This window comes from Parasphingorhabdus litoris DSM 22379, assembly GCF_020906275.1.
GTDB lineage: Bacteria > Pseudomonadota > Alphaproteobacteria > Sphingomonadales > Sphingomonadaceae > Parasphingorhabdus > Parasphingorhabdus litoris.
Window position 1 is genome coordinate 3,025,893 of record NZ_CP086727.1, and the last position, 16,269, is coordinate 3,042,161.

Consider the following 16,269-nt stretch of genomic DNA (forward strand, 5'->3'; position numbering starts at 1 on the left):
CTATAATCCCTTCGGCTTATCCAGGCCCGCGCGCATCGATGCGGCGACCAGCGTATTGCGCAATAGCACAGCAATGGTCATTGGCCCAACTCCGCCGGGAACAGGTGTGATCGCGCGGACATGGTCCATCGCTTCAGCAGTCGCGACATCACCCACCAGCCGGCCCTTTTCTTTGCCGGGATCGGGGGCAAGCCGGTTTATGCCGACGTCAATTACCACTGCGCCATCTTTCAACCAGTCGCCCTTGACCATCTCGGCCCGGCCGACAGCGGCAACCACAATATCAGCGCGGCGTACCACATCCGGCAAATCGCGTGTCCGGCTGTGCGCCATGGTGACCGTGCAGTTTTCGGCCAACAGCAGCTGCGCCATCGGCTTGCCGACCAATATCGACCGTCCCACAACTACTGCGTTTAGCCCCGACAGGTCGCCTAACTGGTCCTTAAGCAACATCAGGCTGCCTAGCGGCGTACATGGTGTCAAAGCCTCTTCGCCATTGGCGAGCCGGCCGGCATTGATGACATGCAGGCCATCGACATCCTTGTCGGGGTCAATCGCCATCACAACCGCTTTTTCATCCAGATGATCTGGCAACGGCAGTTGCACCAAGATGCCGTCAACGGTTTCATCCGCATTCAGTTTCTCGACCAGTGCGATCAGGTCTTCCTGTTTCGTATCGGCTGGCAGGCGATGTTCGAAGCTCTCCATGCCGGCGGCAATGGTCGCTTTATGCTTGGAAGCAACATAAACTTGGCTCGCAGGATCGTCGCCCACCAAGACAACGGCAAGGCCTGGCGTGCGGCCGGTTTCTTCTTGAAATTTCGGGACTTCGGCCTTGATGCGTTCCCTAAGACCAGCGGCATAGGCTTTGCCGTCAATTATCGCAGCCCCGTTCTTGGTCATAAAACAGGTATGAGCGCCGCGCCGAGCGGAGGCAATATGGCATCTTGCAGGATGATGATACCGATGATCACCACCATCGGCGTCAAATCAATCGAACCAAAGTCCGGCATGATCCGCCGTATCGGACGATAAATCGGTGCCGTCAGGGCATCCAGTGTCGTCCAGATCGCCCGCGCAATGTCATTTTGCAGATTGATGACGTTAAATGCAAGCAACCAGCTCATGATCGCTTGCACGATGATGACGGTAATCGCGACATTCAACAAAATGCTGATAATCTGAAACAGAGCAAAAAACATGGACCGAAACCTTTTTATATAGTGATGGCCATTAAACGATTGTGGCGCGCAATGCCAAGCAATCTATGCCAAAATTTAGTGTATCAATAATATAATACAGTTCGGCAATTAATCAACCGTTTCAAAATCATCGCGGATCAGCGTACCTGCGCCCTTGCTGGTGAAGATTTCCAGCAGCATGGCATGGGGTATACGGCCATCCAGAACAACGGCAGCATCAACCCCCTTCATGACCGCGCTAACACAGGTTTCGAGCTTGGGAATCATCCCGCCGGATATGGTTCCGTCTTCTTTAAGGCGTTTGATTTCCTTGGGATAGAGATCAGTCAGCAATTCGCCCTGTTTATCCAGCACACCCGCGACATCGGTCAACAGGAACAGGCGCGCGGCTCTGAGTGCTGCGGCAACGGCACCCGCCATTGTGTCGGCGTTGATATTGTAAGTATGCCCATCATCGCCAACGCCGATGGGCGCAATAACGGGAATCATGCCCGCCGTTGAAATTGTATCGACTACGCTGCGATCAACCCGTTTCGGCTCGCCAACAAAGCCCAGATCAATGATCCGTTCTATATTGCTATCAGGGTCGCGAGCCGTGCGGCGCAATTTAGAGGCTTTGACAAAACCGCCATCTTTGCCGGATATACCAATTGCACTACCGCCTGCTTTCTCGATCCAACTGACCAGTTCCTTGTTGATCGCACCGGATAGGACCATTTCTGCGATCTCGGCTGTTTCTTTGGTCGTGACACGCAGGCCATCGACAAACTCACTTTCGACGCCCACCCGTTCCAGCATCGCCCCAATCTGGGGACCACCACCATGCACCACCACCGGATTGATCCCGACTGCTTTCAGCAGGACGATATCTTCGGCAAAATTGCGTGCCAGCGCAGGATCACCCATGGCATGCCCGCCATATTTGACGACAAATGTCTTGCCAGCATAGCGCTGCAAATAGGGCAAGGCCTCAGTCAGCGTTTCCGCTTTGGCCAGCATCGCCGGGTCGGGCGCGTGATTGGTTGCTTCTTTGGTCATGCCGTCTTTCAATCCAGCTTTACGGCAATTGCAACATGTTTATCAATTTTCAGGCGGCGCAGCCATTTTTGCCCGTGCCAGTTGCTGTACTTTTTCAAGCGTTTTCTGCACATGTCCTTTGGGGTCCTGCGCACTATGCACCATGACAATTTTACTATTCTGGTCAATGACATAGCTTGTCCGATTGGTAAGCGCGAGTGTCGGTTTCATGCGCACTTGATAACCGTCCATTACCGCATCATCCGCTCGGGCAACGGCAAATTTATCACGGCATTCCTCAACCGAAAACTTGGTCAGAGTCTCTAAATCATCGCCGGACATGCCGATGACCGTAGCGCCAGCTGCTTCAAAATCGGCCGTGGCTTCAGCGAACATATTGGCCTCGATAGTGCAGCCTTCAGTGAAAGCCTTGGGGAAGAAATAGAGCACGACGGGCCCTTTTTTCAGTTTTTCCGACAGGCTGACATTAAACGGCTTGCCAGCAAGTGCCGCGGTGGTCTCAAAATGAGGAGCCGCCGCGCCGACCTCCAGTGGTTCAGCATTGGCACTGCGTGAGCTATATACATATGCGCCGCCTCCCAGCAGCAACGCGGACATGATAATGATAATCCAGCGGTTCATCTATTCTTCCTGTTCCAGTACGGCTTTGAGCGCATAGAGCTGATCAAGCGCATCACGCGGGCTCAGCGCATCAATATCCAGATCTTTCAACGCATCTCTCAACATATCGGTTTTCACATCTTCTTCCGCAAGACTGGCTGCGAATAATGGCAAATCGCCCAATCCGGCCGCGAGACCACCGGTTTCCGCTTTGCCTGCTTCAAGCTTGTCGAGCACCGATTTGGCGCGTTTCAATACCGGTTTGGGAATGCCCGCCAGCTTAGCCACAGCCAGACCATAGCTGCGGTCCGCTGGTCCCTTTGCCAGTTCGTGGAGCAACACAAGGTCACCTTTCCACTCCCGCGCGCGGACATGGTGCAGTGACATCGCATCAAGCCGATCCGCTAATCTGGTCAATTCATGATAGTGGGTCGCGAACAGACAGCGACACTGATTGGTTTCGTGCACCGCCTCAACCACCGCCCATGCCAATGCGAGGCCGTCATAGGTCGATGTACCTCGACCCACTTCGTCTAGAATAACGAAGCTCTTCTCGGTCGCCTGACTAAGGATCGTTGCGGTTTCGACCATCTCTACCATGAAGGTTGAACGCCCTTGCGCCAGATTGTCGGACGCCCCTACCCGGCTGAACAGACGGTCCACCAGACTGAGCCGAGCCGACGCAGCCGGCACAAACCCACCCGCCTGCGCCAGGATCACGATTAACGCGTTCTGCCGCAGGAAAGTTGATTTACCGCCCATATTGGGGCCGGATACAAGCCAGAGCCGCTCATCGTTGGACAAAGCACAATCATTGGCGACAAATGGATCACCTTCCGCGCTCAGCGCCGCCTCCACGACCGGATGACGGCCGCCCTTGATGTCGAGCACATTACCGTCAGAAAATTCCGGGCGGCACCACTGCCCTTCAACCGCACGTTCGGCGAGCGCTGAGGCAACATCAATCCGTGCTAGGGCATCGGCGCTGACCGCTATCGCATCCTTGCGCGCCAGCACCTTGTCGACCAGTTCCTCAAAATGCGCGGCTTCAGCGGCCAACGCATGGGCACCCGCCTGCGTCACCCGAACGGCTTCCTCATGCAATTCGGTAGAGTTAAACCGCACAACGCCCGCTAGCGTCTGGCGATGGGTAAAGCCGGAATCTTGCGCCATCAAACTATCGCCATGGCGCGCTGGTACTTCGACAAAATAACCGAGCACAGCGTTGTGCTTGATCTTGAGTGTGTTGATCCCGGTGGCTTCGCGATACCGCCCTTCAAGATTGGCTATCGCTTTACGACCATCGGAACCAGCGCTGCGCAATTCATCCAGCGCAGGATCGTAGTCCGATGCGATATAACCGCCATTGGTCATGTCCGTCGGCGGTGTTTCCACAAGCGCGCGTTCCAGAAGATCCACCATTGCTGCGTGCCCGTCCAGCGCTGGAAGCAGGGCATTCATCATATCGGGCAAAGCCATATCGAGCGCCAATTGTTCGCGCAAAAGCCGGGCACCGCTAAGGCCATCGCGTATCTGGCCCAAATCACGCGGGCTTCCTCGTCCTGCCGATATCCGGCCGAGTGCACGGCTGATATCCGGCATAGCCTTCAGCGCATCACGCACCGCCTCGCGAATGGCGGGAGCATCATGAAACCATTGCACAATGCCCAGTCGCAAATTGATTTTCGTTTCATCAAATAGCGGCGCGGCGAGGTCCCGGCCCAGCAAGCGCGCACCACCGGGCGTCACTGTCCGGTCAATATTGCCAAGCAGGCTGCCCCGGCGCTCACCCGCCATTGTACGTTCAATCTCAAGGCTTGCGCGTGTCGCGCCATCGATAAGCAGATATTCACCGGCATGGCGTTGAACCGGCGGTTTCAGAAAAGGCGTGTCGCCTTGCGCGGCATGTTCAATATAAGCGATCAACCCGCCAGCCGCCGCCAGTTCGCTGCGCGCAAAATCGCCAAAGCCATCTAGTGTCGAAACCCCGAACAGCGCCTTGAGCTTGCGCTCAGCCCTTTGGCTGTCGAAATCCTCTTTGGGCCATTCGGTCGCCGTGTCCAATCGTTCAACCAGCGAAGGACTGCAAATGATTTCGGATGGCGCGATCCGAGACAACTCGGCGGTCAGCGCATCTTCCGATATTTGCAGCAGTTCAAAATCGCCTGTGGAAATATCGCTTGCTGCTATACCGATCTGACCTTGCACTTCTGCAACCGCCACCAGCATATTGTCGGACCGCGCATCGAGCAGCGTGTCCTCAGTCAAAGTCCCGGCAGTCACATAGCGAATAATATCCCGCGCAACCAAAGCCTTATAACCGCCCCGCGCTTTCGCCTCAGCGGGGGTTTCGGTTTGTTCGGCAATCGCAACCTTGAACCCCGCGCGGATCAATTTGGCTAAATAGCTCTCGGCAGCATGCACCGGCACCCCGCACATCGGGACCTGCTCTCCGGCATTTTTACCGCGCGACGTCAGCGCAATATCAAGCGCAGCCGAAGCCAGTTTGGCATCTTCAAAGAACAGTTCGAAAAAATCGCCCATCCGATAAAAGAGCAAACAATCCTGCGCCTTTTCCTTCAACGCAAAATATTGCTCCATCATCGGTGTCAGCTTGGGCTGGGCATCCGCTTTCTTTTTTGATTTTTTGGACTGAACTTTGGTGGCCATAGAGGCAGCGATAGCCGACTATCGCAGCACATAAAAGAGCCGCAATTCCATAATCGGAATCTATTATTCCAAATCAACATTATAGCAGGCCTTGCCCAATGCCCATCATTCAGAGTAGGCAAGTTCAGGGACGCGCAGTACGTTGGCAGGGGATGCCAAATCTGAATCACGGAGAGACAATTTGGCCGACAAAAATGACAGCAATGTAGAATTTTCCGAGCGCGAAGCCCTATTATTCCATTCCCACGGACGTCCCGGTAAAATCGAGATTGTGGCTTCAAAACCGATGGCAACGCAGCGGGATTTAAGCCTTGCCTATTCACCCGGTGTCGCCGTGCCGGTTCGGGCGATCGCGGATGATCCGGCTTCCGCTTACGATTATACCGCCAAGGGTAATCTGGTCGCAGTAATTTCAAACGGAACTGCGATATTGGGTCTCGGCAATTTGGGCGCGCTCGCCTCCAAACCGGTGATGGAGGGCAAGGCTGTCCTGTTCAAGCGCTTCGCCGACGTCGACTCGATCGATCTCGAGCTGAATACTGAAGATACGGAAGCCTTTATCAATGCGGTCCAGCTGATGGAACCAAGTTTTGGCGGCATAAATCTGGAAGATATTGGTGCGCCAGCCTGCTTCATCATCGAACAGACGCTGCGCGACCGAATGAATATTCCGGTATTCCATGATGATCAGCATGGTACGGCAATCATCGCAGCGGCAGGTATCATCAACGCTTGCTTGCTGACCAATCGTGAAGTCAAGGACATTAAGGTTGTCGTGAACGGTGCTGGTGCAGCGGCCATTGCCTGTGCAGCGCTGATCAAGGCGATGGGCGTACCGCATGACAATCTCACCATGTGTGATCGCAGCGGTGTCATTTATCGCGGCCGCGACAATGTCGATCAATGGAAATCGGCCCATGCAATCGATACCGATGCCCGCGACCTGACCGAAGCGCTGAAAGGCGCAGACGTATTTCTCGGCCTGTCCGCGGCTGGCGCGCTGAAACCGGAAATGGTTCGCGACATGGCCGACAAACCAATCATCTTTGCGATGGCCAACCCTGATCCAGAAATCACACCACCGGATGCCAAGGCCGCCCGGCCCGATGCGATTGTCGCGACTGGGCGCTCTGATTATCCCAATCAGGTCAACAATGTCCTTGGTTTCCCGTTTATTTTCCGCGGCGCGCTTGATGTGCGAGCAACGCGCATCAACGACGAGATGAAAGTCGCGGCCGCCAACGCCATTGCCGAACTTGCACGCGAGCAGGTGCCCGAAGAAGTGGCTGCGGCCTATGGCGGGCAAGCGCCGACTTTTGGTGTCGATTACATCATCCCGGCACCATTTGATCCTCGCCTGATGGACGTTGTGTCCGCCGCCGTTGCCAAGGCAGCCATGGACAGCGGCGTTGCACAAAAACCGATTGAAGATCTGGATGCTTATCGTCAGAGCCTGAAGGCACGGCTCAACCCGACCACATCTGTGCTGACACAAGCCTATGAAGCCTGCCGCATCGCCCCCAAACGAGTCATCTTTGCCGAAGCCGAAGAAGATGTCGTGCTGCGTGCGGCCATTCAGTTCCAAGATGGCGGCTATGGCACGCCAGTTCTGGTTGGCCGTGACGATCGTGTGCGTGAAAAGCTCAAGGAATTGGGCGTCAGCGATCCGGAACGCTTCGAGATCCACAATTCGCGCAACAGCCCGCTGGTGCCCGACATGGTGAACATGCTCTATGAACGGTTGCACCGCAAAGGCCATATGAAACGCGACATCAAGCGTATGGTCAATCAGGACCGAAATATATTCGGCTCCGCATTGCTCGCGATGGATCAGGGCGAGGCGATGATAACTGGTGTCACGCGTCCCTATTCGCAGACATTTAAAGATGTCGCGAAAGTCATTGATGTGGAAGCCGGACGCACCGCTTTTGGTATCCACGTCATGGTTGGTCAAAGCCATACGATATTCATGGCCGATACCACCGTAAACGAACGGCCAAGCGCTGAAGAACTGGCCGATATTGCCGAGCAGACAGCCGCTGTTGCCCGGAAAATGGGTCATGAGCCCCGCGTGGCATTTCTAAGCTATTCCACATTCGGCAATCCCGCAGGGCGCTGGCTGGAAAATATACGCGAGGCTGTTGCAGTACTCGACAGCCGCCGTGTGAATTTCGAATATGAAGGGGAGATGGCACCCGATGTTGCCTTAAACCCCAAACTGATGGCCAATTATCCGTTCAACCGGCTGTCCGGTTCTGCCAATGTCCTGGTGATGCCTGGCCTGCAATCGGCCAACCTCTCCGCCAAATTGCTGCGCGAGCTGGGCGGCGATGCGGTCATCGGACCGATGCTGGTTGGTCTCGATAAGTCGGTGCAGATTGCAACCATGGCATCAACCGCGTCAGAGCTGGTAACCTTGGCTGTATTGGCAGCAAGCGGTATCGCCAAATAGCGAGACTACTGGCACAAAATCAGATGAAATCCGTGTAACTAAGGCCGGGTTGGGTCGTTGCTGGCACCGCGGGCACCAGGAGCACCCACTGCGCCAATATTACCGAATAGCTCTTGGAAGAATGAGCGTTCGCGGCCCAATGTCGGTGTGGTATCGCCTTCTGGATTGATGCTGGCGACCAGCTCCAGACCAGTGCGATCAACGGCCGTGACATTGCCCGCTTGATCAAAAGTGACACGCATGACCATCTGGTCTCTTGGCGTCGGCGAGTTAAACGCAAGTTGCTTGGTCTCGCGGGAGACATAATACCATGTATTGTCGTCAAACTGACCGGTGAAAGTCGGTCGGCCCAATGACGCTTCGACAGATTGCCGATTATCAACCCCGGCTTGGATCGCATTGGTGAGCACTGGATCAACGATATAGCCCTGATGACCACGAACCTGTGAACAGCCGGATAGGGCCAGTCCGCCCGCGACCAGAGCTGTCAGCATGACATGCATTTTTAGTTGGCTACGCATTAACTCATTTCTCCAAAACGGTTGCCGCTTCGCTTTCAGCACAAAACAAGGCAGCATCGACTTATATAGCAGTTTATTTTCTGCCTACCATAAGGCCCATTGCATCTCGCGATACAAATATCAATATCCCCTGTATGTAGTCTTAACATAAGCGACTGTCAGCCGCTGCCATCCACAACGAATTTCGGGGTCAATATCAATAATGTCATTCTTGAACGAGCTATTCGGGCGCAAAAACCCCAATCTGGTGATGCAACCGCTTTACAATGCTGTAATTGCGGAGGGCCGCAGACCCGACTGGTATGAAAAGGGTGCTGTTCCAGATTCGCTTGATGGCCGGTTCGACATGATTGCCGCCATTCTCTGTGCAGTCCTGATCCGGCTGGACCAGAGTGACGAAGCACGGCAGGAAATTGCTTGGCTGACCGAATTATTCGTTACCGATATGGAAGGTCAGTTGCGTCAGATTGGTATTGGTGATCTGATCGTCGGCAAACGCGTAGGTGATATGATGAGCGCACTGGGTGGCCGTCTTGGTGCCTACGGCGAAGCTTTAAGCGGCAATACTGGCCTCGCTGACGCACTCGTCCGCAATCTGTACCGCGGTGAAGCACCGGAACAATCGGCTCTGGATTTCACTACCACGGGTTTTAAGGATTTCTATGAGCATCTGGTCGGGATGACAACGGATCAGATCATCTCCGGAAATATAGCAAAGGCAAGCTCATGAAGGAATCCTCATCACCCGCACCGGAACTGTCCCTGATCATCAAGCATTCTGACATCGGAGGTGCGCCCGTGACTGGCCAAATTACAGCCGACGAGACACAGCGGGAAGCTTTGGCCGTACGGTTTGACTTGCCTTCGATAGAATCAATCACGGCTGATTATCGCCTCGAAGCTAAAACAGATGAGATCATCTTTACCGGCGTGATCTTGTCGGACTTGCATCAGGCATGCGCCATTAGCGGTCAGCCTTTTGACGTCCATGTGGAAGAAGAATTCAACATCATCTTTGTGGAAAAAACCGACAGTCCGACAGGTGAAGAGGAAATCGAACTGGCGTCTGAAGATTGCGACGTGATTGAATATCAAGCGGCTCAAATCGATCTCGGCGAAGCCATCGCGCAAACGCTCTATCTCGCGCTGGATCCTTATCCGCGCGGTCCCGACGCGGACATAATGGCTGAGAAAAATGGTCTGAAAAGCGAAGAGGAAGCCGGGCCTTTCGGCGCTTTAGCCGCATTAAAGGACAAGCTTGGCTAAGCGGCCGATTTTTCTGATTCTTTCTGGGTTGCGGCCTTGATCAACTTTTTCTTCAAATTGTTTAGCCGCGTTTTGTTCGCGATCTTACCGCCGAACAAATCGGTGATGTAAAATGTATCCACCGCTCGCTCACCATAGGTTGCAATATGCGCGCTGTGGACAGTGACTTTTGATTCAAACAACGCATAGGCCAGCTCGTTGAGCAGTGCCGGGCGGTCTTGTGCCGTCACTTCGATCACCGTGAAGCGGTTGGATGCATCATTGTCGACCATCGCATTGGGAACGATGTTAAACGCTCCGGCACGGCTATGTGCAAGTGGACGGGCCTCAAGCTTGGTTGCCAATTTCGACCGATTGGCCAGCGCATCTTCCACCGCCTGTTTAAGACGATCGAGCTGCGTATCTTCGGCAAAGGGCTTGCCATGCTGGTCCTGCACCAGAAAATTATCCAGCGCCATGCCATCGCGCGTGGTGTGAATGCGTGCGTCAATAATATTTCCGCCCGCGACATGAATTCCGCCCGCAATCCGATAGAAAAGGCCGGGATGGTCAGCGGCATATATAGTCACCAGCGTCGCGCCGCGTTCGGGATAGGCGACCGCCGATATGGCGAGATTATCTTCGCCAGCTTCCAGCACCAACCGGGCATTATGCGCGATAATATCATCGGGTTCGGCGATCCAATAAGGATCAGTGAATCGTTTCGTAAGCTTGGAAAATTGTGCCTTCGGCAAATCCAATGCGTCAGCTAGAGCTGCTTTTTTCTCGGCAATTCGTTCCTTGCGACCGCGCTGTTTGTGGCCAAGCAGCAGCATTTCTTCGGCCGCCTGAAACAGATCCGTTAGCAGCTGTCTCTTCCAGCTGTTCCAAACACCGGGGCCGACCGCACGAATATCCACCACCGTCAACACCGTCAGCAAACGCAGCCGTTCAATGCTTTTTACCTGGCTGACAAAATCCTGGATGGTTTTGAAATCGGACAGATCGCGCTTGAACGCCATGGCTGACATCAACAAATGTTGTCGCACCAACCAGGCGACCAGCTCCGTTTCATAGGGTTCCAGACCCAGCCGCGGACATAGTTTCATCGCCACTTCGGCGCCCAATATGCTATGATCACCGCCCCGCCCCTTGGCAATGTCATGCAGCAAGGTCGCGACAAACAGCACACGGCGATTTTTCAGTTTTTTGATCGTTTCGGTGGAATTGGGATGATCATCGACCAGATCACCGCTGCCAATCCGCGCCAGCAATCCAATCGCCCGGATACTGTGCTCATCCACCGTATAGTGGTGATACATGTCAAATTGCATCTGCGCGACAACCCGGCCAAAATCGGGAATGAAGCGACCGAAGATCGAGGCTTCGTTCATCCAGCGCAGAACCAGCTCGGGATCGCGCGGCGAACAGAGTACGTCAAGGAACAGCTTGTTCGCACGCCGGTCTTTGCGCACTTTGTTGGTGATCAGCTTCGCATCACGCCGCGCCGCGCGCATCGCCAGCGGATGGATTTCCAGCTCGTGCTTGTCGGCGAGTTGAAAGATTTCGATCAGCCGCACCGGATCGTCTTCAAAGAAATTCTCTTCTGGCAACGCCAGCCGTCCGCGATCGAGGATAAAGCCTTTCAGCTTTTTCGGCCGCCGGGTGATATTGGGAATGAATCGCCGGACACCCGCATTATGGGTTTCATCCAAATGCGCGAGGAACACGCCCGTCAAGTTCCCGACCACTTTCGCGTTCAGGAAATAATATTGCATGAATCGCTCGACCGCCGACTTGCCTGGTCGGTCTGCAAAGCGCATGCGCTCGGCGACACCCGGCTGCAAGTCGAAGGTCAATCGATCCTCTGCACGTCCGGTCATGTCATGCATGTGACACCGCACCGCCCACAGGAAATTCGCAGCTTTGCGAAAGCGCTTAAACTCGGCCGCCGTCAACAGACCAACATCAACCAGTTCAGCCGCTGATCCCACCCGATGAATATATTTGCCGATCCAATATAGCGTTTGCAGATCGCGCAAACCGCCCTTGCCCTCTTTGACATTGGGTTCCACCACATAGCGGCTGTCACCCATGCGGACATGGCGCGCGTCGCGTTCTGCCAGTTTTTCAGAGACAAATGTGCGATCAGTGCCAGACACCACATCCGCAAAGAACCGCGCTTTGGATTCTTCATAAACGCCAATATCGCCCCAGATATAACGGCCCTCCAGTAGAGCCGTGCGGATACTGAGGTCTTCATTGGCCATACGGACCATCTCGTCGATTGAGCGGCTGCTCTGACCGACTTTCAGGCCGAGATCCCATAACCAATAGAGCATGGCTTCGACGGCCTGCTCGGTCCAGCTGGTTTGCTTGTGCGGTGTTAGGAAAGCAATATCAACATCACTATGCGGTGCCATTTCCGCGCGCCCATAACCGCCGACTGCCATCACTGCGATGCGTTCGCCGGACGACGGATTATTCACCGGATATTGGTGACCCACCGCTATATCGTGGATGATCCGTACTAGCTGGTCGATCAGGAAAGATTGCGCGGCCGCCGCTTCATGACCCGCAGACGGTTTTTCAATCAACCGCCGACTAATCTCCGCACGGCCATTGGCCAATGCTTCCTGCAGCAAGGGCAATATTTTGGGCCTGGCTTTGCTAATGCCATGTTCGGCGATCAGGGCCTCGACCGTTTCGGACAGTTTGCGGCGATCAATAATATCCCGTTGCCGGACAATCCGTTTTCCCGGATCTCCTGCCGGCGTGGGTATATTGGCGCGCGCGTTCATCCCGTGGCAGCCAGCATTTCCCGATGTTTTTTCGCCAACACGATTTTCGCGATTTTCGCAGTGCCCAGCTTCGGCAGCGGTTCGTCATATTGCCAGATATGCACTGGCATTTTAAACGGTGCGAGCTTGTCTTTCAGGAATTCCATAAGCTCGTCTTGCGGCAATGTTTCACCGTCTTTGACATGATAAACCAGGCCGGGAACTTCGCCAAACCGCTCATCTTCGACGCCAAATATGCAAGCTTCTGCCACGGAGGTGTGGCTGTAAATCGCCGCTTCGACTTCCTGACAGCTGATATTCTCGCCGCCGCGAATGATAATTTCTTTCTTGCGGTCGACGATGAACAGATAGCCGTCTTCGTCGAGATAGCCGATATCGCCAGTGCGGAAATAACCATCATCGGTAAATGCGTCTTTGGTCGCTTGTTCGTTATTCCAATAGCCGGTGAAATTGGCGGACGAGCGGATGCACACTTCGCCGCGTTCGCCTTGCGGCACCTTGTTGCCATCATCATCCAATATGCCGACATCAACAATCGGCGGCGTGGCGCGGCCGGTGCTATCGGGCTTGGCGAGATAATTTTCATTCTGGTTGGAACAGCCGACACCATTGGTTTCGGTCAGACCATAGCCAATGAGCGGAAAGCCCTTGCCCATGCCTTCCTTGATCCGTTTGACGTGCTCAACCGGACGCGGCGCACCACCAGCGGCCATCGAAACACAGGTGCTAAGATCATAGTCATTGACCTTGGGATGCGCGTAAATCTCCATACTCATCAGCGGAACGCCAACGAAATAGGTCACTTTTTCCTTTTCGATCAGGCGCATCGCCTCTTCGGCATCCCATTTTTTCTGCATCACCAGCTTGCGGCCAATCGCGTAGCTTACCAGCACCAGCGGCACCGAGGCTGTGACGTGAAATAGCGGCACAGCCACCAAAGCGGTCGGCTGAATATCCGGCAATGTGCCGGCTTTTTCCATCAAATGCGCCATCACAGCAAAGGCGCCGACAAAGCTCATTGCGCCCTGAACGACCGCACGGTGTTCGGCATAGGCACCTTTCGACCGTCCGGTCGAACCGGAGGTGAACAATATCGTCGCATTATCCTCTGGTCCCATTTGCGGCAGCGGCGTTTCCGCATCTCCGCCTTTTTCCAGACAGGCCTTTAATCCTTCCAGTGGCGGAAGATCATGATCGAACAAAATAACCTCTGCGCCATGGTCGCGTCCCGATTCGCTCAGGCGCGCTGCGCGTTGCGCATCGGCAAAAACAATGGAACAGCCAACATCTTCGATACCGTCAGCCAGCTCATCGCCTTGCCACCAACCGTTTAATTTGGTCGAGACACCGCCCGCCATGGTGATCGCCATATCAAGGATGATCCAGTTCGCGGAGTTGCGCGCTGCAATACCGATCCGGTCACCTTTCTTGACCCCATGTCCGGCAACCAATCCGCCCGCCAAAACCCGTGCTGCGGCATAAGTTTCCTTAAAAGTCAGTCGGATATCACCATCGACAAGAAATTCTTTGTCGGCATGCTGCATGCAGAAAAAGGCAAAAAAGTCCGAAACATTACTCGGCGCATTTTTGAATATCGGCATATCGACGCCGTATTTATTGACGGAGGAAAGCTCCAAAAGCTGTCCCGGCTGCGTCATGACGCCCAGGGTTTCGTCGATCATAGCGTCTAATGGCGATGGCATTTCAATTTTCTCCCGCAAAGTCAGTTTGGGTTTCTCTCTTGGTATCGGAGAATTTCCCGTTATATGCCCTTGCTATATGACGATGAAACCGGACGGGGAAAAGAGTTGATTGATATTATTCTTGCAAGCGCGGCACAATTTACGCGATTCGAGGAATTGGGACTATCTCCCAACGCGCTTGACCTCGGTTTCTTCCAATTGAAATGGTATTCGCTGGCTTATCTCGCCGGAATATTGATCGGTTATTGGTATCTGACGAAACTAATCAAAGAACCGGGCGCACCATTGGCGCGCCGCCATGCCGATGACATGATCTTTTACGCGACGCTGGGAATCATTCTCGGTGGCCGGCTGGGCTATGTATTTTTCTACAAACCGGAAATCCTGCAAAATCCAGTAGAGATACTGCAGGTATGGAATGGCGGCATGTCGCTGCATGGCGGCGTATTGGGCGTCGTGCTCGCGATCTGGTATATATCGCGCAAAGAAAAGCTCAGTTTCCTGCGGATCTGCGACTATATCGCCTGTGTGATCCCCTTCGGATTACTCTTTGGCCGCCTCGCCAATTTCGTCAACGGTGAGCTTTGGGGGCGTGCGACCGAAGTACCTTGGGCGATCATCTTTCCGATGGGCGGCGATGTGCCGCGCCACCCGAGTCAGCTCTACGAAGCGGGTCTCGAAGGGATACTCTATTTCATCATCACATCTCTGCTCTTCTGGAAAACCGATGCGCGCTATCATCCGGGCAAGCTGGTCGGTACTGGCCTGCTCGTTTACGGCCTAAGCCGGTTTATCGTGGAATTTTTCCGCCAGCCGGATCAAGGCCTGGAAAATCTCAGCTGGGGCCTCACTATGGGACAAACATTGACCGTGCCAATGCTGTTGCTCGGTGTCTATCTGGTGTTCACTTCCAAAGGCCGCCGCGTCCGCGTAGAGCCGACTGCGGGAGACAAGAGCATTGCCTGACAGTCCGTCGGCCGCGCATATTCTCGCTGAAAAAATTGACCGTGAAGGACCGGTTAGCCTCAGCGACTATATGGGCATAGCCAATGCCGCTTATTATGCGGCGAAAGACCCGATTGGCGAAGACGGCGATTTTGTCACTGCACCGGAAATCAGTCAGATGTTCGGGGAACTTGTGGGCATATGGTTGTCAGATCTATGGCTCCGTAAAGGCAGTCCCGCCCATGTTCATTATGTCGAGCTGGGCCCCGGCCGCGGGACGTTGGCAGCCGATGCGCTGCGCTCCATGGCAAAATTCGGCTGTAAACCGCAGATCCATTTTGTCGAGACCAGCCCGCTATTGAAAGCCAAACAGGCCGCCCTGCACAACAGCGCGGCATGGCATGACAGCATCGACAGCCTGCCAACCGACGCACCGCTTTTGATTGTCGCTAACGAGTTTTTTGATGCGCTACCGATCGAACAATTTGTCTCCACCGAAGACGGATGGCGGCGCCATATGGTCGCGCGGGAACGCAATAAATTTGTCGCCGTTCCGGGCGAGCAAACGATTGAAACCCCGGCTTCCAAATCATCTGCTGGCCTGCCCACAGGTACAATATTGGAAAGCTCCCCGGCCAGCGTCCAGATTTTGGGAGAACTGTCGAGCAGAATTGCCAAACAAGGTGGTGCAGCGCTGATTATCGATTATGGCTATGATCGCCCGGGGACTGGCAGCACTCTTCAGGCCGTTAAAAACCATATGCCGATCAGCCCGTTTGACAGCCCGGGAACATCGGATCTTACCGCCCATGTTGATTTTCACAGTCTCAGCAACATCGCCAAAACCCGCCTTTTGTCGGTTCACGGCCCAGCAGAACAGGGGCAATGGCTGAAGGCACTTGGTATTGACCAGCGTGCAAAAAAACTGGCTGAAGCCGCGCCCAAACAAGCCGAGGACATTCGCGCAGCGCATCATCGGCTTACACATGTTGATGAAATGGGTCGGTTGTTTCGGGTCATGGCCGCGACTTCTATCGACTGGCCCGAACCCGAAGGCTTTGTCTATGGAGAGGATTGAGCTCTATCGCGCTC

At 54.4% G+C, this 16,269-nt stretch carries 13 protein-coding genes; 5 read left to right on the forward strand and 8 right to left on the reverse strand.

Annotation, left to right across the window (positions count from 1 at the left end; translation table 11 throughout):
* From folD to mutS, 5 genes are all read right to left on the reverse strand, one after another.
* The gene (folD, locus tag BS29_RS14745; protein ID WP_229954398.1) at window positions 1-903 is read right to left on the reverse strand and encodes a bifunctional methylenetetrahydrofolate dehydrogenase/methenyltetrahydrofolate cyclohydrolase FolD; all 903 of its coding nucleotides are present in this window, start codon (window positions 901-903) and stop codon (window positions 1-3) included.
* Window positions 900-1,202 (reverse strand): YggT family protein, encoded by a 303-nt coding sequence (locus BS29_RS14750; RefSeq protein WP_229954399.1) that lies wholly within the window; start codon window positions 1,200-1,202, stop codon window positions 900-902. Before BS29_RS14750 ends, folD begins: the two co-directional genes overlap by 4 nt.
* Window positions 1,203-1,310: 108 nt before the next feature.
* Window positions 1,311-2,240 (reverse strand): acetylglutamate kinase, encoded by a 930-nt coding sequence (gene argB / locus BS29_RS14755; RefSeq protein ID WP_229954400.1) that lies wholly within the window; start codon window positions 2,238-2,240, stop codon window positions 1,311-1,313.
* 42 nt (window positions 2,241-2,282) lie between these two features.
* Window positions 2,283-2,861, reverse strand: a complete 579-nt coding sequence (locus BS29_RS14760) for a peroxiredoxin (RefSeq protein WP_229954401.1) — start codon at window positions 2,859-2,861, stop codon at window positions 2,283-2,285.
* Window positions 2,862-5,510: a DNA mismatch repair protein MutS gene (gene mutS, locus BS29_RS14765; protein WP_229954402.1), complete on the reverse strand. Its 2,649-nt coding sequence runs from the start codon at window positions 5,508-5,510 to the stop codon at window positions 2,862-2,864.
* Window positions 5,511-5,691: 181 nt separating this feature from the next.
* Between mutS and BS29_RS14770 the strand changes: the two genes are divergently transcribed.
* Window positions 5,692-7,962, forward strand: a complete 2,271-nt coding sequence (locus BS29_RS14770; protein WP_229954403.1) for an NADP-dependent malic enzyme — start codon at window positions 5,692-5,694, stop codon at window positions 7,960-7,962.
* Between the two features lie 38 nt (window positions 7,963-8,000).
* Here BS29_RS14770 and BS29_RS14775 read toward each other — a convergent pair whose 3' ends face one another.
* Complete coding sequence (locus BS29_RS14775; protein ID WP_229954404.1) at window positions 8,001-8,483, reverse strand: outer membrane protein assembly factor BamE; 483 nt, start codon at window positions 8,481-8,483, stop codon at window positions 8,001-8,003.
* A 202-nt stretch (window positions 8,484-8,685) separates the two neighbouring features.
* Here BS29_RS14775 and BS29_RS14780 point away from each other — a divergent pair, with 202 nt between their 5' ends.
* Both BS29_RS14780 and BS29_RS14785 read left to right on the forward strand, forming a co-directional pair.
* Window positions 8,686-9,213, forward strand: coding sequence for a ubiquinol-cytochrome C chaperone family protein (locus BS29_RS14780; protein ID WP_229954405.1), 528 nt, complete (start codon window positions 8,686-8,688; stop codon window positions 9,211-9,213).
* Complete coding sequence (locus BS29_RS14785; protein WP_229954406.1) at window positions 9,210-9,749, forward strand: YceD family protein; 540 nt, start codon at window positions 9,210-9,212, stop codon at window positions 9,747-9,749. The genes BS29_RS14780 and BS29_RS14785 overlap by 4 nt, the downstream gene beginning before the upstream one ends.
* On the opposite strand, the gene BS29_RS14790 is transcribed toward BS29_RS14785, so the two are convergent.
* Both BS29_RS14790 and BS29_RS14795 read right to left on the reverse strand, forming a co-directional pair.
* Entirely contained in the window at window positions 9,746-12,529 is a 2,784-nt protein-coding gene (locus tag BS29_RS14790) for a [protein-PII] uridylyltransferase (RefSeq protein ID WP_229954407.1), read from the reverse strand. The genes BS29_RS14785 and BS29_RS14790 overlap by 4 nt on opposite strands.
* Entirely contained in the window at window positions 12,526-14,211 is a 1,686-nt protein-coding gene (locus BS29_RS14795; protein WP_229954408.1) for a class I adenylate-forming enzyme family protein, read from the reverse strand. The genes BS29_RS14790 and BS29_RS14795 overlap by 4 nt, the downstream gene beginning before the upstream one ends.
* Window positions 14,212-14,295: 84 nt before the next feature.
* Here BS29_RS14795 and lgt point away from each other — a divergent pair, with 84 nt between their 5' ends.
* On the forward strand, window positions 14,296-15,198 hold the full coding sequence (gene lgt, locus BS29_RS14800; RefSeq protein ID WP_229954409.1) for a prolipoprotein diacylglyceryl transferase: 903 nt from the start codon (window positions 14,296-14,298) through the stop codon (window positions 15,196-15,198).
* Window positions 15,191-16,255: a class I SAM-dependent methyltransferase gene (locus BS29_RS14805; protein ID WP_229954410.1), complete on the forward strand. Its 1,065-nt coding sequence runs from the start codon at window positions 15,191-15,193 to the stop codon at window positions 16,253-16,255. Before lgt ends, BS29_RS14805 begins: the two co-directional genes overlap by 8 nt.
* Window positions 16,256-16,269 lie beyond the last annotated feature (14 nt).